This window comes from Helicobacter apodemus, assembly GCF_000765745.2.
Lineage (GTDB): Bacteria > Campylobacterota > Campylobacteria > Campylobacterales > Helicobacteraceae > Helicobacter_D > Helicobacter_D apodemus.
In genome coordinates this window covers 1-19,709 of record NZ_JRPC02000008.1, presented here as the reverse complement: position 1 = coordinate 19,709, position 19,709 = coordinate 1, and the positions used below count along the sequence as shown (strand labels likewise).

Here is a 19,709-nt window from a genome sequence, read left to right as displayed (position 1 = left end):
AGTAAAAAGGCATAGAATGCTTAATTATAAAACTTTTCGTCCTTTGATATTTAAAAGCAATCCAGAGACTGCTCATAGTGTTTTAGAGTTTTTATGCAAGATGGCACCAAAAATTCCTTATCTCCTGCCTTTTTTAGCCCAAAAATCTTGCATAGAGGATACCTTATTAATACAAGAGATTGATGGAATGCGTTTTTATAATCCGGTGGGTTTAGCCGCTGGATTTGATAAAAATGGGACAATGATAGAAACATTGAGTGCTTTAGGCTTTTCTTTTTTAGAAATTGGGGCTGTTACCCCGCTTCCACAACAAGGTAATCCTAAGCCTCGCTTATGGAGACATACTTTTGAAGAATCTTTGCAAAATGCTATGGGATTTAATAATGATGGAACACAAAGTATTGCTAGCAGGATAGCAGAAGTTTATCCCTTTTGCATTCCTTTAGGTATTAATATTGGGAAGAATAAAGTAACTCCTCAAGAAAAAGCCATAGAGGATTATTGTGCCTTAGCAACAAATTTTCAAAGCATTAGTGATTATTTAAGTATTAATATTTCCTCGCCCAATACACCAAATTTGCGAGATTTGCAAAATCAAGATTTTCTTAAAGCTTTATTTTTGGCATTAAGGGAAATTTATTCTAAACCCATTTATCTAAAAATCTCTCCAGATTTAGGGTTAGATGATATTTTAGGACTGATTGAAGTATCCATAAAAAGTGGTGCGAGTGGGGTTATGGCAACTAATACCACTACCGATTATTCCTTGGTGAAAAATCCTCAAAGTTTAGGTGGCTTAAGTGGTAAAGTCTTAAGCTCTAAAAGTGCTGAAATTTTGAAAGAAATTGGCAAAGTTTATGCTAAAAAAACAACGATTATTAGTGTGGGAGGGATTTTTGATGCTAAAGAGGCTTATAAACGCATTGCCTTAGGTGCAAATTTAGTTCAAGTTTATACAGGTTTAATTTTTGAAGGTCCTTTATTAGCTTGGAGAATCAATCAAGATTTAAAAGAATTATTAAATAGTGAGGGATTGGATAATATTTCTCAACTAGTAGGGGTTGATTTATAATGCGGAGTTTTTTGATATTTTTTACTTTTTTAGGAGTTTTAATGGCACAGAGTAGTTTTACTTCTTCACTTCCTAAGCATTACCAAAGTGTTTTAAGAAATGGTTTAGAAGTTGTAATTATCCCTCTTAAAAATGGAAGTGGGGTTATCTCAACCGATATTTTTTACAAAGTAGGAAGTCGTAATGAGATTATGGGGAAAAGTGGTATAGCACATATGTTAGAGCATTTAAACTTCAAATCCACTAAGAATCTAAAAGCCGGTGAGTTTGATAAAATCATTAAAAGTTTTGGGGGTGCTACTAATGCCGCTACAAGCTTTGATTATACGCATTATTATGTGAAATCAAGCACACAGAATCTAGGCAAATCTTTAGAGCTTTTTGCGGAAGTTATGCAAAACCTTCAATTAAAAGATGAGGAGTTTCAGCCAGAACGTAATGTGGTTTTAGAAGAGAGGCTTTGGCGAACAGATAATAATCCTATGGGGTATTTGTATTTTAGGCTTTTTAATACAGCCTTTGTTTATCATCCTTATCATTGGACTCCTATTGGCTTTATAGAAGATATTAAAAATTGGACTATAGAGGATATTAAGAACTTTCATAAAACCTATTATCAGCCAAAAAATGCAGTGATTGTAATTGCGGGGGATATTGATGAAAAGGTAGCTTTAAAAGAAGTCAAAAAGCATTTTGAATTGATTAAAAATTCAAAAATAGAGATTCCTGCATTTTATACAATAGAACCAAAACAAGATGGGTTAAGACGAACAGCGGTGCATAAGCAAAGTGAGGTAGAGATTCTAGCTCTTGCTTTTAAAATACCTCCTTTTAACCACAAAGACCAAATTGCTCTTAGTGCATTAAGTCAAATTTTAAGTGGTGGTAAAAGTAGTGTGTTAATGCGTGAGATTGTGGATAAAAAAAGACTTGCTATAGAAATTTATGCTTATAATATGGATTTGCTTGATGAGGGCGTGTTTTTGTTTATCGCTTTAGCAAGCCCTAATGTAAATTTAGAAAAACTAGAAAAAGAGATCATGGCACAAATCCGCTTTATTGCTAATGGCAAACTTAAACAAAGGGATTTAGACAAAGTTAAGCTTAATATGAAGCTAAGTTTTCTTGAGGGGTTGCAATCTAGTAGCTCTGTGGCGAATTTATTTGGGAGTTATATCGCAAGAGGAGACTTGCAAGCTTTATTAGAGTTTGAAGAAAATTTTGAAAGTTTAAAGTTAGGAGATATTGTTGAGGTGGCTAAGAAGTATTTTGTCCCCTCTAATTTAAGTGTCGCTACTTTAGAGAAATGAGGGGGAAGTTATGGAATTGCAAAATCAAGTTATTGGGGCTATGACTGCTTTAGTTACTCCATTTAAAAAGGGAAAGGTTGATTTAAATACCTATGAGAAGCTCATTCAAAGACAAATTAATAATGGTATTGATGCGATTGTTCCTGTTGGAACTACTGGAGAATCAGCCACATTAAGCCATAATGAGCACAAGGAATGTATTGAAATCGCCATTAAAGTAGCTAAAGAAAATAGATTGAAAGGTTTAAATATTAAAGTTTTAGCGGGTGCGGGTAGTAATTCTACGCAAGAAGCCCTAGAGATTGCTAGATTTGCACAAGATTGTGGTGCTGATGGGATTTTATGCGTTACCCCTTATTATAATAAACCTACCCAAGAAGGACTTTATCAACATTATAAAACTGTTGCTAATGCTATTGAAATTCCTTTAATGCTTTATAATGTCCCTGTACGAACAGGTGTTAGCTTGGAGACGTCAACGATTTTAAGATTATTTAAGGAAGTGAGAAATATTTATGGGGTTAAAGAAGCTAGTGGAAGTATTGAAAAAATTATTGATTTAAATATGAATGCTAAAGACTTAGTCCTTGTAAGTGGAGAAGATGTTTTAAATTATCCTATACTTTGCTGTGGCGGTCTTGGTGTTATCTCTGTAACTTCTAACCTCTTGCCTAATAAGATCGCTGAATTAACCCATAGTATTTTAAAACAGAGGGATTTTGATAAAAGCCATAATCTTAATAATGAGCTTTATATTATTAATAAAGCACTCTTTTGTGAGAGCAATCCTATTCCTATTAAGGCGGCAATGTATTTAAGCGGATTGCTTGAAAGCTTGGAATATCGTTTGCCATTAGTCGCCCCAAGTGTAGAGAATATGAAATACTTAGAGGAAATTTTGAAAAATTATGAGGTTATACAATGAAAGAAAATTTTAGAGGTAAAACATTAGTGATTAGTGGTGCTACAAGAGGCATTGGAAAAGCAATTTTGTATCGTTTCGCAGAGCAGGGTGTGAATATAGCATTTACTTATAATAAAAATGAAGAGGAAGCACAAAAAATCATTAATGATGTGCAAAATAAATATGGTGTAAAAATAAAAACCTATCCTTTAAATGTCTTAGAGCCAGAAACTTACAAAGAATTGTTTTTAACAATTGATGAAGATTTTGAACGTGTGGATTTTTTTATTAGTAATGCTATTATTTATGGTAAAAGTGTAGTAGGGGGATTTGCTCCTTTTATGCGTTTAAAGCCAAAGGGTTTAAATAATATTTATACCGCCACTGTTTTAGCTTTTGTAATAGGTGCTCAAGAGGCTGCAAAACGAATGCAGGTAGTAGGAGGAGGGAGTATTATTTCCTTAAGCTCTACAGGGAATTTAGTGTATATGCCAAATTATGCAGGGCATGGTAATTCTAAAAATGCTGTTGAAACAATGGTAAAATATGCGGCTATGGAATTAGGTGAGTTTAATATACGCGTTAATGCAGTAAGTGGAGGTCCTATTGATACAGATGCACTTAAGGCATTTCCAGATTATGCAGAGATTAAGTCAAAAGTGCAATCACATAGTCCCCTTAATCGCATGGGGAAGCCAGAGGATATTGCGGGGGCTTGTTTATTTCTCTGTGATAACAATTCTAGTGCGTGGATTACGGGACAGACGATTGTTATTGATGGAGGGACAACTTTCAAATAAATGTGGAATATTCAAAAACTCCCTAATATCTTAACGATCCTTAGAATATTTTTTGCCTTTTTGTTATTATGTATTATGCTTTATGGGCAATGCCTTTTGCCTCCACCCATTCACCCTACTTGGATTAATTATTTTGCTTGTTTGGTGTTTTGTATCGCAAGTATTACAGATTTTTTTGATGGTTTTATTGCTAGGGAATACGAAGTAACAAGTAGTTTTGGTGAGATTTTTGATCCTTTAGCCGATAAGCTTTTAATGTTAGCAGCATTTATTGGGCTTTTGGTATTAGGCAGAGCAGATGTATGGGCTGTTTTTTTGATTTTAGTGAGAGAATTTTTTATTACAGGTCTTCGCGTGGTGGCTGCTACTAATGGTATTAAAGTTATCGCTTCTAATTTAGGAAAATATAAAACAGGTTTGCAAATTACTGCTGTTGCCTTTTTGCTTATGGATTATTCCTTTGCTCCAGCGACTTTATGGTTAGCGGTTATTCTCACACTTTATTCAGGCTATGATTATGTTAAAGTCTATATACTTTCGCGCTAAAGGATTCTAATGGGAATTATTGGTTCAATTTTAGTTTTATCATTTTTGGTTTTTTTTCACGAATTGGGGCATTTTTTAAGTGCAAAACTCTTTGGGGTGAAAGTAGAGGCTTTTAGCATAGGCTTTGGTAAGCAAAGAATTTGGAGGAAGGTTATAGGGGAGACAGAATATTCTTTGCGTCCCATTCCACTTGGTGGATTTGTGCAGCTTAAAGGACAGAGTGATATAGACCCTAAAATGCGTAATTATGATAAAGATAGCCTTTATGGCATTGCAAGTTGGAAAAGGCTTGTTATTTTAGCAGCAGGTTCTTTTTTCAATTTACTCTTAGCCTTTTTGCTCTATGTAGCAATAGCTCTTATAGGGCAAAATGAGTTAGCACCCGTGATTGGAAAAGTAGAGCCAAATATGCCAGCAAGTGAGGCGAAGTTAAAAGTAGGTGATGAAATATTAGCGATTAATGGAATTTCTATTAAAACTTGGGGAGAATTAAGCAGGAGAATTGAAGAATCAAAGGGGAGTTTAGAGGTTATTTTTTTGCGGAATCATCAAGAATATATTACAACCATTACTCCACAAATAGGTCAGAGTAAAAATATCTTTGGAGAGGTTATATCGCGTCCTTTATTGGGAATTGTTGCATCAGGAGAAATAAGAGTTGTCTCTCATTCCTTTTTTGAGAGCATTCCTTTAGCCTTTTTAAAAACTATAGAGGCTAGCACACTTATTTTGCAGGGTATTGAGAAAATCATTAGTGGTATTGTGCCTATTAGTGAAGTTGGGGGGGTTGTTTCTATTGTTTCTATTACTAAAAAAGCCACAGAAATTGGGATTGTTACGCTTTTTGCTTTTAGTGCTTTGATTTCTGTGAATTTGGGGATTTTGAATTTGTTGCCTATTCCTGCTTTAGATGGTGGGCATATCATCTTTACCTTTTATGAGATGATTACTAAGAGAATTCCAAGTGTTAATACCCTCTATCGTCTTACAATGGCAGGGTGGATAGTGCTTTTTGGTCTTATGGGGCTTGGATTATATAATGATATATTAAGAATTATCAATGGCACAATGCCTTTTTAAAGTGAGAGATAATGAAGCTTTTATGGGTGGGTATAAATCTTGTATATGTGGCGATATTGTTAAATGGTTGCTTATACCGCAATGAGTGCGGGTATTCTTATTTTTATTGGGAAGAGAAAAGCTATTATTATGATTCTCAAGGGAATTATCGCGAAACTTGTCCAGATAATGTAATTTATAGGGAAGATGCACCTAGGAATCACGATACTTTAATGGATTTAGATGCTCCAATCTATTAGAGCAAAACGCAATTTAGCCTTAAGTTTTAAAAATAATATCGCTTTAATGCAATCTTTAGAGCTTTTAGGGCAAATCCCTAAGGAAGAGTTAGAGGGGGCTTCTTTAAGGATAGGGGATTTTATAGAAGTATCTTTGCCCGCTTTAAGCAAAGATACCCAAACCCTTATATACAATGTTGCCGCCTCTCTTATTCCTTGGCGTAAAGGACCTTTTAAGATTCATCATTTAACAATTGATAGTGAGTGGAATAGTGCGATTAAGTATAATCTTTTAGAGTCTCATTTAAACCTTCAAAACAAAATTGTTGGAGATATTGGTTGCAATAATGGCTATTATATGTTTAGGATGCTCTCACAAAACCCTAGATATATAGTTGGCTTAGATCCTATTGCACTTTGTAAATTACAATTTGATTTTATGCAATTTTTTATTAATGATAAACGGATAAAATTTGAGCTTTTAGGTATAGAGGATTTGCCATTTTTAGGAATTTCCTTTGATGTTTTGCTTTGTCTTGGGGTGCTTTATCATAAGAAGAGTCCATTAGATTGTATTAAAATGATTTATAATGCCTTAAAACAAGGTGGAGAAGCCATTTTTGATAGCATTATAATTCCGGGTAAAGAAGCAATTTGTCTTTGTCCAAAGGGGAGTTATGCGAAGATGAAAAATGTTTATTTCATCCCTACACTCTCTACTTTTATCAATTGGTTGGAGCAATGTGGGTTTAAAGAGATTAAACATATTGCCACCCTTAAAACAGAAAGGCTAGAGCAGAGAAAAACTCCTTGGAGCAACAAAGAGAGTTTAGAGGATTTTTTAGATTCTACTTTTAAACAGACTGTTGAGGGTTATCCAGCACCACAAAGGGCGTATTTAAAAGCTAGGAAATGATGCCTAGCTTTAAGGGTTTTTTGTTATAATCTAAGCCATATTTATTAGTAAGGATTCTAAATGAAAAAACTCTTAACCATTTCTACTCTAGTTGCTTTTTTAAGCTTGACCGCTTTAGCAGCCCCTTATGCGTTAGATGCAGCAAAGTCAAAAGTTGATTTTCAGATTTATCATTTAAAGCTTTCTGCTGTTGATGGAAGTTTTGATAAGTTTGAAGCTGTTATTGATTATGATGTAGCTAGTAATAAGCTTAATACTTTTGAGGGGAAAGTCGCAGTTGCTTCTGTAGATACTGCTAACCAAAAACGCGATGAGCATTTAAGGGCAGAGGATATTTTTAATATTAAAAAATACCCCAATATGACTTTTAAGATGACAAAGTTTGAAAATGGGAAAATTTATGGAGATTTAACAATTAAAGGAAAAACAAAAGCTGTTGTATTAGATAGCACAATAAAGAATAATGGGAATATTTTAGAGATCTTAGCTAATACAAAAGTGAAACGTTCAGACTTTAATGTTGTGTGGGAATCTAATCTTAGAGATAGTCTTGTAAGTGATGAACTAGAGGTTAAACTTACTTTAGTAGCTACCCCAAAATAATCTTATAAGTAATTTTCTGTTCTTCTATATAAGTTACTTTAGGTTTTAAAATAACTTTTATTATCCCTATAGGGGGCTTGTAGAGATTATTTTATTGTGTTAGGATTCCTAAAAATTTAAGGAGTGTATAATGCATATGGCAGATGCTTTAATCTCGCCCCCTATAGCAGGTGTAATATATGCCTGTTCGGGTATTGTTGGTGCCTATTGTATCAAAAAAATAGAATTGCAAGAGGATTCAAGGAAAATTGCTATGATGGGGATTATGGGAGCTTTTGTGTTTGCTACACAAATGATTAACTTTTCCATACCCGCAACAGGTTCTTCTGGGCATTTATCGGGAAGTGTTTTATTGATGGCACTATTAGGACCTTATGCCGCCTTTTTGACAATGATTAGTGTGCTTTTGATTCAATGTCTTTTGTTTGCTGATGGTGGATTATTAGCATTGGGGGCTAATATTTGGAATATGGGATTTTATGGTTGTTTTATTGGGGCATTAATTTGGAAGTTTTTTATAAGCAAGGGCATTTCTAAGGGTAAAATTATTTTTGTCTCTATCCTTGCTAGTGTTATCACTTTGCAGCTTGGTGCTTTTTCTGTCGTCTTAGAAACGCTCGCATCGGGTATTACTTCCTTGCCCTTTAGTCTATTCCTTGCAGCTATGCAACCTATTCATTTCGCTATTGGCTTTGTAGAGGGACTTATAACTGCTGCGGTGCTATGCTTTATTTATGAAATGCGCACAAATGTTTTGTGGGGTGTTGAAGATGGTGCTTTTAATCATCAAAAATTTACCTTTTCTAAACTTTTTGCACTATTATCTGTTATTACCCTTGTCGTTGCTGGGTTGCTTTCACTTGTAGCTTCCGAACTTCCTGATGGGTTGGAGTGGTCGTTAGAGAGAGTAACGGGAACTAGTGAATTACCCATAGAAGGCGGTATCTATGAAAGTGCTTTAGCCTTGCAGACAAGCACCGCATTGCTTCCTGATTATGCTTTTATGGATTCTGAAAATATTTTAGGGACTTCTTTTTCTGGCGTTGTAGGCTCTTTAGTTGTGTTATTAATCTGTGTATTGGGTTGCTATCTCTTTAGGGCTTTAAAGAATAAACATTATGGATAAAATATCTAGCGCATTAGAGCAAATACAAATATTTGATAGATTATCAAGAGAGGATAAATGGATTAATCGCATTCATCCTCTTTTTAAAGTAATAGTTACACTTTTTTATATTTTGCTTGTTGTTTCTTTTGATAAATACCATATTATGGGACTATTTACTATGTTGGTTTATCCGCTTATTCTCTTTGAGCTTAGTGGAATCTCACTTTTTAAAACTGTGTATCGGCTAAGGTTTTTGCTTCTATTTATTAGTTTGTTTGGGGTTTTTAATCCTTTTTTTGATACTAAGCCCCTAATAGTATGGAATCAAATCACCATTACAGGGGGAGTAGTCTCTATGATTACGCTTATTGGCAAAGGCGTATTAAGTCTTTTAGCTTCTTATTTGCTTATTGCTACTACTTCTATAGAGGGGATTTGCTATGCTTTGAGGATTATTCGTGTGCCTAAAGTGCTTGTTACACAGATTTTGCTTACCTATCGTTATATTCCTATTTTTTTATTAGAAGTTAAATATACTTTAGAAGCCTATTCTCTAAAGGCATTAAGAGCAAATGGGATACATTTTAAAGTTTGGGGCTCATTAGTAGGATTAATTCTTTTAAGAAGTATTAATCGTGCTTATGAAGTGTATCAGAGTATGTGCTTAAGGGGTTATCGAGGGGAGTTTTATTCTATAAAGTATGGCAGGGTTTTGTGGATTCAATCTTGGTATTTAATCGCTTGGATGATTGTTTTGTCCTTACTTCGGAATTTTTCTGTCTTTGAAATGATAGGGGATTGGTTTTTGTGAATCCTTTTAATCCTTGTATTGTTGTCAATAATCTTAACTTTGGCTATGAGAAAGATAAAATCTTATTAAAAAACCTATCTTTTAATGTTTTAGAGGGAGAGAGTGTAGGTATTATTGGGCAAAATGGTGCGGGAAAATCTACACTTTTGAAGCTCTTAGTGGGGTTTGAGAGTGGTTTTAGTGGGGAAATTTCTATCAATAAAATAGTATTAAAAAAAGAAAACCTAGTCGCTATTCGCCAAAAGATAGGCTATGTTTTTCAAGAATCTAATCATCAGCTTTTTATGCCTAATGTGTATGATGATATAGCATTCGCACCACGTAATTATCAATTGCCTGAAGTAGATACGCTAGTTTGTAATGCTTTAGAGAAAATAGGGATTTTACATTTAAAAGATAGGCAAACTTATGGATTATCAGGAGGAGAGAAAAAGCTTGTATGTATAGCCAGTGCTTTATCGATGAATCCAGATATTTTATTACTTGATGAACCTTCCATTACCCTTGATGCAAAAAATCGTAGGAATCTCATAAAAGTCTTAAATAATTTACCCCAGAACAAACTTATCACTTCGCACGATTTGGATTTTTTATTAGAAACTTGCTCTACAATTATAATGTTCTATAAGGGTGAGATCGTGGCTAAGGGAAAATGCAAAGAGGTATTAACCAATAAAGAGCTATTGGAGCAATATAATCTAGAGCTTCCTTTATCTTATCAAGGTCGTTAATATTAGTTTTGAGCTTGTTATAGGAATTTATCAATAGCCTTTTTAAGCTCTTCAATAACTTCGTTGTCATTAGCTTTTATGGCATTAACAATACAATGATTCATGTGGTCTTTTAAAATTACTTTGGCTATTCCATTAATAGCAGATTTAACAGCAGCGAGTTGGATAAGCACTTCGCTACAATCGCGATCATTCTTTACCATAGTTTTAATAGATTCCATATGCCCTATGGCTCTTGATAATCGGTTTAATACAGCTTTTGTCTCTGTATGGATATGTTGATGGGTTTTCTTACACATTTTTTCTCCTTTATAAAAAAGTCAAATACCAAGAGACTAAAATATTAATACCCATACCTATAAGCAGAAGTGGGGTTGTGCGTTTGATGATTTCTATCGGAGGGACTTTTGCAAAACCTGCAAGAGCTAAGATACCTCCAGCAATAGGAGAAGCTGCCCTGCCTAAAGCTGAGGCAATTTCTATGGGTAAAACTAGAGTAATAGGAGCGATACCAAGTTTTGTTGCTATATCAGGGGCTAATCTGCCAAAGGCGTTGAAAGCAGCAATGCCACTTCCCATAATCATCGCGAAGAAATAAACTAAAAAGCTTAAAATGGTAATGGTTAAAATCACAGCAGAAACCCCTAAGTTTGCAATTCCATCACCTAAAATCGCAATTCCTCCTAATGCCTTAATCCCCTCTGCAAAAACTCCTGCTGCTATAATAATGCTAACAACAGAGATAAAAATTTCACTCATTGCTTTGAGGATGACTACCATATCCTCTCCTAGTTTTTTTGCATTTTTATGCCTAATAAACTCTATAACAAAAACTAATGCAATACTCATAAAGTTTGCTGTGATAACATCAAGTTTGATTTGGAGAAAATACGCAACAAATAAAAATACGATAGGCAACCAAGGCAAAAGTATATAAAAAGTCGGGCATTGTGGATTAATAATTTCTGGAATTTCATTGTGCTCTTGTAGGCGATTTTTCGCTTTATCCCTTTTGTCTATCCAGGCAAAATAAAAAGGAATTAAGAGGGCGATAATCACGACATAGGCTAAGACTACCCAAAGCTGATAATGTAAAAATAAGCCTACAACATTGTCTTTTTGTCCTATCATATCTGCCATATTAATAGAGTTTCCATCTTTGGGTCCATAATCTAAGGTAATAAGGGATAACACACTTAGAGCAACAATAGGGCGAATCCCAAGTGCTATTAAAACAGGATAAATACAGGCAAGCAATAAAAGTAAAATTCCAGCATAGCTTGAAATAACAATTTTTAAAGCCATACCCACAACAAAAGTTCCGCTTAAGATAAGGTATTTGTTTTGGATTTTGCTTAAGGGCCTGTTGGCTAAAAAGGCAAGTTTAGCAGATGCGTTGATATGCTTCATATAAGCTGCAAATCCTGCTACAGACATAATGATAAGCCCAACTCCTGAAAGCTGTTTTTGAAAAGTGGTAGTTATGAAAGTAAAACTATCTAAAAGGGTCGTAAAAAAAGTTATTTCTTCTACATTTCTTTGGGTTTGTGAGGGTATAGGAGTGCCTATGAGATAAAAGGCAAGGATTAAAAGAATAATTCCAGAGAATAAGAATACAAAAATTGGATTATATTGCTTTAAAATATAATAAGCAACAATGCTTGTTGCTAAAATGGTTGAAAATATCATTAAAATACCCATTATTCCCCTTTGCCCTCTTTTAGATTTTTAAGAATTTCTCATAATAAGACTTTGTGGAAGGTTAAAAAGATGAATAATTTCTTCTTCTTTTGCACGATGTTCACCCTCATCCCTCTCGTGGTCAAAGCCTATTAGATGCAAGATTCCGTGAATGAACAATAAAGCAATTTCCTCTTCTAAAGAATGCTTGAGGGCATTAGCAATGCTTTGTGCATAATCTAAAGAAATAAGGACACTTCCTATGAGGGGAGAAAACTCACTTTTAAGGGGAAATGATAAAACATCAGTAATTTCATCTTTATTCCTATAATCTTTATTGAAAGATTGTATAGTTGCATTATCGACTAATAAAACTTCGCATTGTTTGTCGCTTAGGTTAGAATCTTTAAGGATTTTATCAAAGATTTTCTCTAATAAATCATAAAAATGTTTTTCTACAACATAGGGAGTTTGGTTGTGGTAGTCGATTTTAGGAGACATTAATTTCTAACTCCACAGGGCAGTGGTCGCTTCCCATAATTTCAGGATGAATTTTTGCTCCTAAAAGTTTGCAATCAAGGTTTTTAGAGCATAGGAAATAATCGATTCTCCATCCCGTGTTATTTGCTCTTGCTTTGCCCATATAGCTCCACCAGCTATAAGCCCCTTCTAAGTTAGGGTAAAAGTATCGGAAAGTATCGGTAAAACCAGAATCTAATAAAAGCGACATTTTCTCCCTCTCTTCATCGGTAAAACCAGCATTTCTACGATTTGTTTTGGGGTTTTTTAAGTCAATTTCTTTATGGGCTACATTTAAATCCCCACAGATAATTACGGGTTTAGATTGCTCTAAGTTTTTTAAAAAGCTGCGAAAATCATCTTCCCATTGCATTCTATAGTCTAATCTTTCTAATTCCCTTTTAGAGTTTGGTGTATAGACATTGACTAAATAAAAATTTTGAAATTCCGCTGTAATGATTCTACCCTCTTTGTCGTGATGTTCTATCCCCATATCATAGGCTACATTTAAGGGTTTGATTTTGCTAAAGATTGCTACACCAGAATATCCCTTTTTTTCAGCACTATTCCAAAACTCCTCATAACCTTTAAAATCAAAAGTTGCTTGTTCTTTTTGCATTTTAGATTCTTGGATACAAAAAATATCCGCATTAATAGCGTTAAAAAAATCCATAAAACCTTTATTCATACAAGCCCTTAATCCATTGACATTCCACGAGATTAATTTCATAGTTTTCCTTTATTTCTTTGGGTGCTTAACTGCTCCATTATAGAAAGGTTTGCAGTTCTCCCCTTGTTTAGTTATGGGTTCAGCAAGAGTTTTTGCTCCCTTAGCTACCTTATCTAAGAGTGAAGTTGCGAGATTAATAGCAGTTTTAACGGCGGTTTGGGTGATTTGAATTTTAGGATTTGTAAGGGAGCCTTCAATTTTTTGTGAGTATTTTGCACAATTATTCGCATCAAGTAAGCCAATATAAAAATTATCAAAAGATTGGTTATTGAGGTTGATAGCACCTTTTGCTGCAATTCTTGTTTTAGTTGTAGCAAAGGCTGCATCCTTAGCGGTGGCGATACCTTTTTGAAGATCAATATTTGCCTCTAGCTCTTTGATGGCAGTTTTTGTATCAAGAATCGAATTCAATCCCATTTTTCCTAAGTCTCCCCCCTTGGTAGCAGCTATTCCAAGAGGACCTGCAAGCACAAAAGCTCCAATATCAAGGAGATTGATTTGATTGGTTTTTTCATAATTGTTTGCAAGTGCGTCAATATCAATACTATAAATTTCTATATTTTTTCCTTGAAGTTTTAAGAAACCATTGAGATTTTGTATCATATCCTTAAGCTTTAGGGTTAAATCTGTATTTATATTGAAAGTTCCACCTTTGATAAGCTTACCATTGCCTGTAAAATCTGCAATTTTCTTTGCGGATAAATTATTAGCGTCAATTTTTAAATGTTCATTAGCCAAAGTGAGTTCTAAATCACCAAAATTTTTATTAATTAAATAAAGCATAGGAATATTGTCTGCAAACCCCGCATTGCCTTTTAAGGTAAGTTTGCCTTGAAGGGGTAATTTTAGAGGGTTGATATTGGCAATATTTGGGGTATGAAAATTGAAATTTGCACTATAGGCATTGTCTTTTAGGTTGATAAGGGCATTGCTAATTTCGAGTATTATGTCCTTTCCTGTAACATTAAGCTTGGCTTCACCTTTGCCTTGCTTAAAATCACCATCTCCGTTAAGTGCAAAAATAATATCGTGTTTAAATTCCATACCGCTTAAAGTGTTAAGCGTTTTTTTAGAGAGTGTCAATTCTGGTGCATTAAGGCTAAAATCACCATCAAAACTTGAATCTTTAAAATTTTCAAGGGCTGCTTTGGCATTTAAGGCGCCATAAATATCATAATTAAGGAGTTTAGAGACTTTTTCTAAATTGAGATTCTCTAATTCTAAGATAATATTGTTAGGGGAATATTCTTTCAAAAGTGCATTAGCATAGATTTTAGAATCAAATAAATCACTTTTTGTTTCAATATTCATAGCTTTAGGATTACCAGTTATAGTAGCTTCTAAAGTATTGTTGGATGCTAGGTTTAAATCATTAAAGACTAAGGATTGGATAGAGCTAGAGAGGTTGGCTTTAAGGTTATAATTTAGAGGCGTAAGATTAATAGCGTTAATCTCTGCATTAAGGTTGATGTTCCCTTGTGCTTTATAGGGTAGGGCTGTAAAGTCTAAAATTTCTTTTATGCTTAAATCCTTGCCTTCAATAAGGGCATTTGTTGGTTTATAATTAGGGATATTTAGGTGGGCTAAGATAGGGTTGGTGAGTGCATAAAGTGTAAGCGTAGCTTCTTGATTGGTAATATCTTTAGATTTTAGGGCAACATTTGTAGTTACAGGAGTTTTGATTGTGAAATCATTGAAACGAATATGATTAATAATGGTTTTTAAATTGCCATTTGTAGAATAATCTTTGAGGTTTAAGAGTAAGTCCTTAGAGGTTAGTTGAAAATAGCTTGAATTTGCCAAAATAGTTGTTAAGATGTGATTTGCTTTTGCTTCTCCATTAATAGCAAGTTTAATGGGTTCTTTAGGAAGGGTTAAATTGTATTCTTTTTGCAAGAGGGTATTATTAGGAAAAATACCATCAGAGGCAATTTTGAAGCCTCCATTAGGAGAGGCGAGATTGGATATATCTAAATCTGCATTAAGGAGAATCTTCCCACTTGCATAGGAGGGTTGATTAAGAAAAGTGAGTAAGGATTGAAGGTCAATCCCTTCTTTGCTTGTGATGAAGAGTTTTTTAGGATTGTAATTTTCTAATATTACATCAATATTAATAGTGCTTTTAAAAGCCTTGAAGTCTGCTTTGATGGCAAGATTATTAGATTTTTTTATAATTTCCCCATTAAGACTTGCTCCTCCATTTAATCTTATTCCAATAAGTTGTTCATAAAGGCTTAAATCTTTAATAACTGCACTAATTTGTGCATTTGTATTTAGGGTGAGAAGGGAATAGTCTCCGTTTAAGGCAATTTGTGATTGTTGCTTATCTTTAAGGCTAAAGGCAAAATCTCTAAAACCAAGCTTAAAATGTGTAAATTCTAAACCAATAGGGGCTTTTTCATTAGCAATTTTTGTGATAGTATTTTTTAAAAACTCATTCCCGCTATTTGAAAATACCCAAAAAATCGTAGAAGCAAGGATTATTAAAATCACTGCAAAAGTAATTCCTAAAATTTTTAGAACCTTCATTAAAACCTCCCTAATGCTCTAAGTAGTAATTTTTCAGATTCTATCTAAAATAAAATAAAATGTATGTATGAAACTCTACATTTGAAATTTTATAAAAACCAAAAAATTGCCGATATAGCTTTGTAACTTCTTTGTCTTATTTGGTTAGATGTTAGGAAGTTACAAGTTTTAAGATAAGGAGTCTAATATGATTTCAGGAATTAATAGCGCATCTGTAGTGGCTAGTGGAAATTTGAGTGCCTTAAAAAAGGCAATTAATACAGAAGAAAATTTGATGGGTTCATTAATTAATAGTATGGAAGAACAATCAAATTTACAAACTCAAGGAAATGACTCTCCTTATCATGTTGTGCCAGCTTCACTTCCACAAAATAATTCTAATGGGAAGCTTGATATTATGGCTTAATCCAAAACACTAAGTGTTTTGGTGCTTTTAAAGCAGTGTTAAAATGAAAATCATTGTTTAAAGTCGTATAATTTAATTTATCTCTTAAGGATTAGTGTTGCGTAGTAATAAAACCTTTCTTGTCGCAGAATTATCAGCTAATCATAATCAAAGTAAAGAATTAGCATTGAAGACCATAAAAGCGGCTAAAGATTCTGGAGCTGATGCGATAAAGCTGCAAACCTACACTCCAGATTGTATGACTTTAAATTGTGATTTAGAGTCTTTTAGGATTAAGGGAACTTTGTGGGAGGGTAAAAACCTTTATAATCTTTATAAAGAAGCGATGACTCCTTGGGAATGGCATGAAGAGTTGTTTGCCTATGCTAAGGGCTTGGGGTTAATATGTTTTTCTAGTCCTTTTAGTAAAGAAGCGGTGGATTTTTTAGAATCTTTAGGAAATCCTATCTATAAAGTCGCCTCTTTTGAAATTACAGATTTGGAGCTTATTGCTTATATAGCAAGTAAGCATAAGCCTATGATATTATCAAAAGGAATCGCTACCAAAGAGGAGATACAAGATGCTATTGATGTCTGTAGGAGCGAGGGTGTAGAAGATATTACTTTATTGCAATGCACAAGCTCTTATCCTGCTCCTTTAAATGAGGCAAACTTAAGTCTTATCCCACAAATGCAAAAAGATTTTGGTGTAAAAGTAGGATTATCTGACCATACTTTAGGTGTGAATGCTGCCATAACCGCTAGGGCTTTGGGTGCTAGTGTGATTGAAAAACATTTTATTTTAAAGAGGAGTTTAGGGGGCGTTGATAGTGCTTTTAGTATGGAAGCACAAGAATTTTTAAGTCTTTCACAAGCCATTCGTGAGGTTGAAGATCTCTTAGGGGATACTTCTTATGCACTAAGCCCTAAAGCCAAAGAGGGTAGAGCATTTATGCGTTCTTTGTTTATAGTTGATAAAATCAAAAAGGGAGAGATTATTCAGCCCTCACAGATTCGCTCTATTCGTCCGGGATTTGGGATTGCTCCAAAGTATAAAAAAGAAGTAATAGGAAAGGTGGCAACTAGAGACTTATATGTTGGGAAGCCTCTAGAGTTTGGGGATTTTAAATCATAATTGATTCTTCTTTTTTCTTGCTTACTTCTCTACTTCTTTGCTTAGAAATAATAAACAATCCTTGTTGCTATCTAATCTTTGTGCTGTTATGCTATTTAAGGATAATATAGCATCTTTGCAATGTTTTATAAAAAAGTTTGGTATCATTACCCCATCAAAATTAAGGAGTATTAATGAATCCAAATAGTGCAGTAGAGCGGGTTAAAAATCATCTTGCTTTTAAAATAGGAGAGGTTATAGAAAGTAATAATAGTCGGGGGGGGGGGCGTTTTATTTAGGTTATTGAAAATCTCATACCACCATAAAACATATCTTAAACATTCTTCCCCCTTAAAATATCCAAAACTAGAAACACTAAGTGATTATAAACAAGCCTTAGCCATTAAAAATAGCTTGACTTATAGATTAGGTGAAGCATTTATTTATTATTATAAATGGTGGTGGTGTGGTGGATTATGGTATTTCTTTCTTAACTTTCCAAACATTAGAGACAATTTTAGGATAGTTGATAGTCTTTCAAGGGGGTCTGAAGCAAGTGTATTATCACAAGACACTCTCCAAAGAATCAAAAAAATTGAAGCCATAGCAGATATTTTTTGGAATTCTAAGTTACAGGGTATCCCTTTTCGTGGTCAGTTGGGTCAAGATGCTATTGCTTATGTTCTAAATTGCCACAAAAAACAAGGATTCTTTGTAGATATTGGGGCACACGATGGAAAGAATATTTCTAATACCTATCTTTTTGAGCAATTAGGTTGGAGTGGCTTTTGTGTCGAAGCAAATCCTCTTACTTTTAAGAGGCTACAACAAAATCGTAAATGCGATGTTTATAATTTAGCGGTTTATTCTAAAAACATTGGAATTACAAAAATGGCAACCTCAAAAAGTGATACATTGGATACTTTAGAGGTTAATTTAACGCTTTCTCATAAAAAGAGAATAGAAGCCAACGCAAGTATTACTTATATTGAAGTGCCTACGGCAACCTTTGATGAAATTATGGAAAACTATCCTCAAGTCTCTCATATTGATTTTATGTCTTTAGATGTAGAAGGAGGAGAATTAGAAGTTTTAAAGGGTATTGACTTTTCTAAATACCGCTTTAGTTGCATTGCCATAGAGCATAATTATTTTAAAGATGCACAAAGGGAAGTGATAAGTTTATTAAATGCTAAGGGGTATAGAATATTAATGTGGAATGGTTGGGACTATCTCTTTGTCCCCAAAGAAAATATTTATTGGAATCAGTGAGGGCGATTAGAGGGTAAAGTGTTAGAGTATTTGGTGAGAAACTTGAAAATAGAACTAGCTTGCCTCTATAAGGAAAGAAATAAGAGGATTCATCAATAGCTCAAGCTTCTTACCTGCATTTGCCTACATTCTTAAAAATAATATATTTTTCTTTATAATTTGAAAAAATCATTCAAAGGAAACTAGATGATATAGATTATTATCGGGGGGGGGGGGCAAAATAGGCTAAAGTTTCCTTTTATTTTGAAATTAAAGCAAAAATTCCAGAGATTTAGGCGTAAAAAGAGGCTAAATTCTAGGTTATTGCACTATGTAGAAAAGCTAACACCACCCACATATCTAACCAAAATTCATATTCATCTAGCGGATTCTTGTAATCTAAATTGCTTTGGTTGCTCACATTTCTCTCAAATTGCACAATCAAAATTTCCAGATATTCAAGCTTATGAGAGAGATATAAAAGCCTTAAGTGCGGTTACGCAAGGATTTATAGGCAAAATACAGCTAATGGGCGGAGAACCACTTGCTAAATCCAAATTGTAAAGATTTTTTTGCCCTCACCGCAAATATTTTCCTAATGTGCCTATTTGGCTTGTAACCAATGGAATCCTGCTTCCCAAGCAAGATAAAGCATTTTGGCAATCTTGCAGAGAAAATGCCATAGAAATCCACCCCACAAAATATCCTATTAAGATAGATTGGGACGAAATACAACGAATCTGCAAGGAGGAAGTGGTTGTGTTTAGGTTTTTTATGGGTTCAGATAAGAAACAAAAGGTGATGACAAAAATGATTTTGAATCCTAAGGGTAATTCTAACCCCTTCGAAAGCTTCATTGGTTGCACACTCAATCAATGTGCACAACTTTATAATGGCAGACTTTACCCCTGCACTTTTACCGCTTACATTGAATATTTTAACAAGCATTTTTCACAAAATTTACAAATCACGCCTTTGGATTTTATAGATATTCACAAACCTAATCTAACTTATCAAGAGATTCTAAGCTTTATGGCAAAGCCATTGCCCTTTTGTCGTTATTGCTATACGATGAAATGGCAACATATTGGAGAATGGAAGACTTCTAAAAAAGATATTTTGGAGTATTTGGAGTAAGAAATCTTGTTTGTGAATGCAAGCAAATGAAGCAATCCATTATCTCACAACAAGGAGTGATTTTAAGGTGTAATCACCAAAGATTATCAAAAGTGAATACCAAATCACTAAACTTTAAAGACTTTATGGATTATCCCGACACAAGCATTGGGGCTATTATTTAACCCCCCTTAATCTCATATTAAGCTATTTTTACTATAATTTCACTTCCTTTTTTGCATTTTAAAAGGGTTCTTTGAAAATTCAGCTTGATTTAGGATATTAA

The 19,709-nt window shown here is 34.0% G+C and carries 24 protein-coding genes; 19 read left to right on the top strand and 5 right to left on the bottom strand.

All coding sequences use genetic code 11. The features are described from left to right. Positions 1-16 precede the first annotated feature (16 nt). The 12 genes from LS72_RS03860 (at position 17) to LS72_RS03805 (ending at position 10,099) form a co-directional block, all read left to right on the top strand. On the top strand, positions 17-1,072 hold the full coding sequence (locus LS72_RS03860; protein ID WP_034552706.1) for a quinone-dependent dihydroorotate dehydrogenase: 1,056 nt from the start codon (positions 17-19) through the stop codon (positions 1,070-1,072). 41 nt (positions 1,073-1,113) lie between these two features. Next, on the top strand, positions 1,114-2,382 hold the full coding sequence (locus LS72_RS03855) for a M16 family metallopeptidase (protein WP_034552703.1): 1,269 nt from the start codon (positions 1,114-1,116) through the stop codon (positions 2,380-2,382). A gap of 10 nt (positions 2,383-2,392) precedes the next feature. Continuing rightward, the gene (gene dapA, locus LS72_RS03850) at positions 2,393-3,307 is read left to right on the top strand and encodes a 4-hydroxy-tetrahydrodipicolinate synthase (RefSeq protein WP_034552699.1); all 915 of its coding nucleotides are present in this window, start codon (positions 2,393-2,395) and stop codon (positions 3,305-3,307) included. After that, positions 3,304-4,086, top strand: a complete 783-nt coding sequence (locus LS72_RS03845) for an enoyl-ACP reductase (protein WP_034552696.1) — start codon at positions 3,304-3,306, stop codon at positions 4,084-4,086. The genes dapA and LS72_RS03845 overlap by 4 nt, the downstream gene beginning before the upstream one ends. Beyond that, positions 4,087-4,632 carry a CDP-diacylglycerol--glycerol-3-phosphate 3-phosphatidyltransferase gene (gene pgsA, locus LS72_RS03840; RefSeq protein WP_034552693.1) on the top strand — a complete coding sequence of 182 codons (546 nt, stop codon included), beginning with the start codon at positions 4,087-4,089 and terminating at the stop codon, positions 4,630-4,632. A 9-nt stretch (positions 4,633-4,641) separates the two neighbouring features. Beyond that, the gene (gene rseP / locus LS72_RS03835; RefSeq protein ID WP_034552691.1) at positions 4,642-5,712 is read left to right on the top strand and encodes an RIP metalloprotease RseP; all 1,071 of its coding nucleotides are present in this window, start codon (positions 4,642-4,644) and stop codon (positions 5,710-5,712) included. A gap of 11 nt (positions 5,713-5,723) precedes the next feature. Further along, a complete protein-coding gene (locus LS72_RS03830) occupies positions 5,724-5,951 on the top strand; it encodes a hypothetical protein (protein WP_052087215.1) in 228 nt (75 codons plus the stop codon). Then, on the top strand, positions 5,935-6,846 hold the full coding sequence (gene cmoB / locus LS72_RS03825; RefSeq protein WP_034552688.1) for a tRNA 5-methoxyuridine(34)/uridine 5-oxyacetic acid(34) synthase CmoB: 912 nt from the start codon (positions 5,935-5,937) through the stop codon (positions 6,844-6,846). Before LS72_RS03830 ends, cmoB begins: the two co-directional genes overlap by 17 nt. 60 nt (positions 6,847-6,906) lie before the next feature. Further along, a complete protein-coding gene (locus tag LS72_RS03820) occupies positions 6,907-7,449 on the top strand; it encodes a YceI family protein (protein ID WP_034552686.1) in 543 nt (180 codons plus the stop codon). A 130-nt stretch (positions 7,450-7,579) separates the two neighbouring features. Beyond that, complete coding sequence (locus tag LS72_RS03815) at positions 7,580-8,575, top strand: energy-coupling factor ABC transporter permease (RefSeq protein WP_034552683.1); 996 nt, start codon at positions 7,580-7,582, stop codon at positions 8,573-8,575. Next, complete coding sequence (locus LS72_RS03810) at positions 8,568-9,368, top strand: energy-coupling factor transporter transmembrane component T family protein (protein ID WP_034552681.1); 801 nt, start codon at positions 8,568-8,570, stop codon at positions 9,366-9,368. The genes LS72_RS03815 and LS72_RS03810 overlap by 8 nt, the downstream gene beginning before the upstream one ends. Then, positions 9,365-10,099: an energy-coupling factor ABC transporter ATP-binding protein gene (locus tag LS72_RS03805; RefSeq protein ID WP_034552678.1), complete on the top strand. Its 735-nt coding sequence runs from the start codon at positions 9,365-9,367 to the stop codon at positions 10,097-10,099. The genes LS72_RS03810 and LS72_RS03805 overlap by 4 nt, the downstream gene beginning before the upstream one ends. 17 nt (positions 10,100-10,116) lie before the next feature. Here LS72_RS03805 and LS72_RS03800 read toward each other — a convergent pair whose 3' ends face one another. Genes LS72_RS03800 through LS72_RS03780 form a run of 5 tightly spaced genes read right to left on the bottom strand, consistent with a single transcriptional unit; the run spans position 10,117 to position 15,557 of the window. Then, positions 10,117-10,398, bottom strand: a complete 282-nt coding sequence (locus LS72_RS03800; protein WP_034552676.1) for a metal-sensing transcriptional repressor — start codon at positions 10,396-10,398, stop codon at positions 10,117-10,119. Positions 10,399-10,408: 10 nt separating this feature from the next. Beyond that, entirely contained in the window at positions 10,409-11,800 is a 1,392-nt protein-coding gene (gene dcuC, locus LS72_RS03795) for a C4-dicarboxylate transporter DcuC (RefSeq protein ID WP_034552673.1), read from the bottom strand. A gap of 27 nt (positions 11,801-11,827) precedes the next feature. Then, on the bottom strand, positions 11,828-12,280 hold the full coding sequence (gene ybeY / locus LS72_RS03790) for an rRNA maturation RNase YbeY (RefSeq protein WP_034552670.1): 453 nt from the start codon (positions 12,278-12,280) through the stop codon (positions 11,828-11,830). Next, complete coding sequence (locus LS72_RS03785; protein WP_034552667.1) at positions 12,270-13,028, bottom strand: exodeoxyribonuclease III; 759 nt, start codon at positions 13,026-13,028, stop codon at positions 12,270-12,272. Before LS72_RS03785 ends, ybeY begins: the two co-directional genes overlap by 11 nt. 9 nt (positions 13,029-13,037) lie before the next feature. Continuing rightward, the gene (locus LS72_RS03780) at positions 13,038-15,557 is read right to left on the bottom strand and encodes a translocation/assembly module TamB domain-containing protein (RefSeq protein WP_034552664.1); all 2,520 of its coding nucleotides are present in this window, start codon (positions 15,555-15,557) and stop codon (positions 13,038-13,040) included. Between the two features lie 187 nt (positions 15,558-15,744). Here LS72_RS03780 and LS72_RS03775 point away from each other — a divergent pair, with 187 nt between their 5' ends. The 7 genes from LS72_RS03775 (at position 15,745) to LS72_RS10775 (ending at position 19,608) form a co-directional block, all read left to right on the top strand. After that, on the top strand, positions 15,745-15,963 hold the full coding sequence (locus LS72_RS03775; protein WP_034555393.1) for a hypothetical protein: 219 nt from the start codon (positions 15,745-15,747) through the stop codon (positions 15,961-15,963). A 97-nt stretch (positions 15,964-16,060) separates the two neighbouring features. Beyond that, positions 16,061-17,077 (top strand): pseudaminic acid synthase, encoded by a 1,017-nt coding sequence (gene pseI, locus LS72_RS03770; RefSeq protein WP_034555395.1) that lies wholly within the window; start codon positions 16,061-16,063, stop codon positions 17,075-17,077. A 173-nt stretch (positions 17,078-17,250) separates the two neighbouring features. Beyond that, positions 17,251-17,355 carry a hypothetical protein gene (locus LS72_RS03765; RefSeq protein WP_034555397.1) on the top strand — a complete coding sequence of 35 codons (105 nt, stop codon included), beginning with the start codon at positions 17,251-17,253 and terminating at the stop codon, positions 17,353-17,355. 4 nt (positions 17,356-17,359) lie between these two features. Next, positions 17,360-18,328 (top strand): FkbM family methyltransferase, encoded by a 969-nt coding sequence (locus tag LS72_RS03760; protein ID WP_194145548.1) that lies wholly within the window; start codon positions 17,360-17,362, stop codon positions 18,326-18,328. A 303-nt stretch (positions 18,329-18,631) separates the two neighbouring features. After that, a complete protein-coding gene (locus tag LS72_RS03755; RefSeq protein WP_138155058.1) occupies positions 18,632-18,871 on the top strand; it encodes a radical SAM family protein in 240 nt (79 codons plus the stop codon). 36 nt (positions 18,872-18,907) lie between these two features. After that, positions 18,908-19,444 carry a hypothetical protein gene (locus tag LS72_RS03750; protein ID WP_052087392.1) on the top strand — a complete coding sequence of 179 codons (537 nt, stop codon included), beginning with the start codon at positions 18,908-18,910 and terminating at the stop codon, positions 19,442-19,444. A 26-nt stretch (positions 19,445-19,470) separates the two neighbouring features. Next, positions 19,471-19,608 (top strand): hypothetical protein, encoded by a 138-nt coding sequence (locus LS72_RS10775; RefSeq protein WP_194145547.1) that lies wholly within the window; start codon positions 19,471-19,473, stop codon positions 19,606-19,608. Positions 19,609-19,709 lie beyond the last annotated feature (101 nt).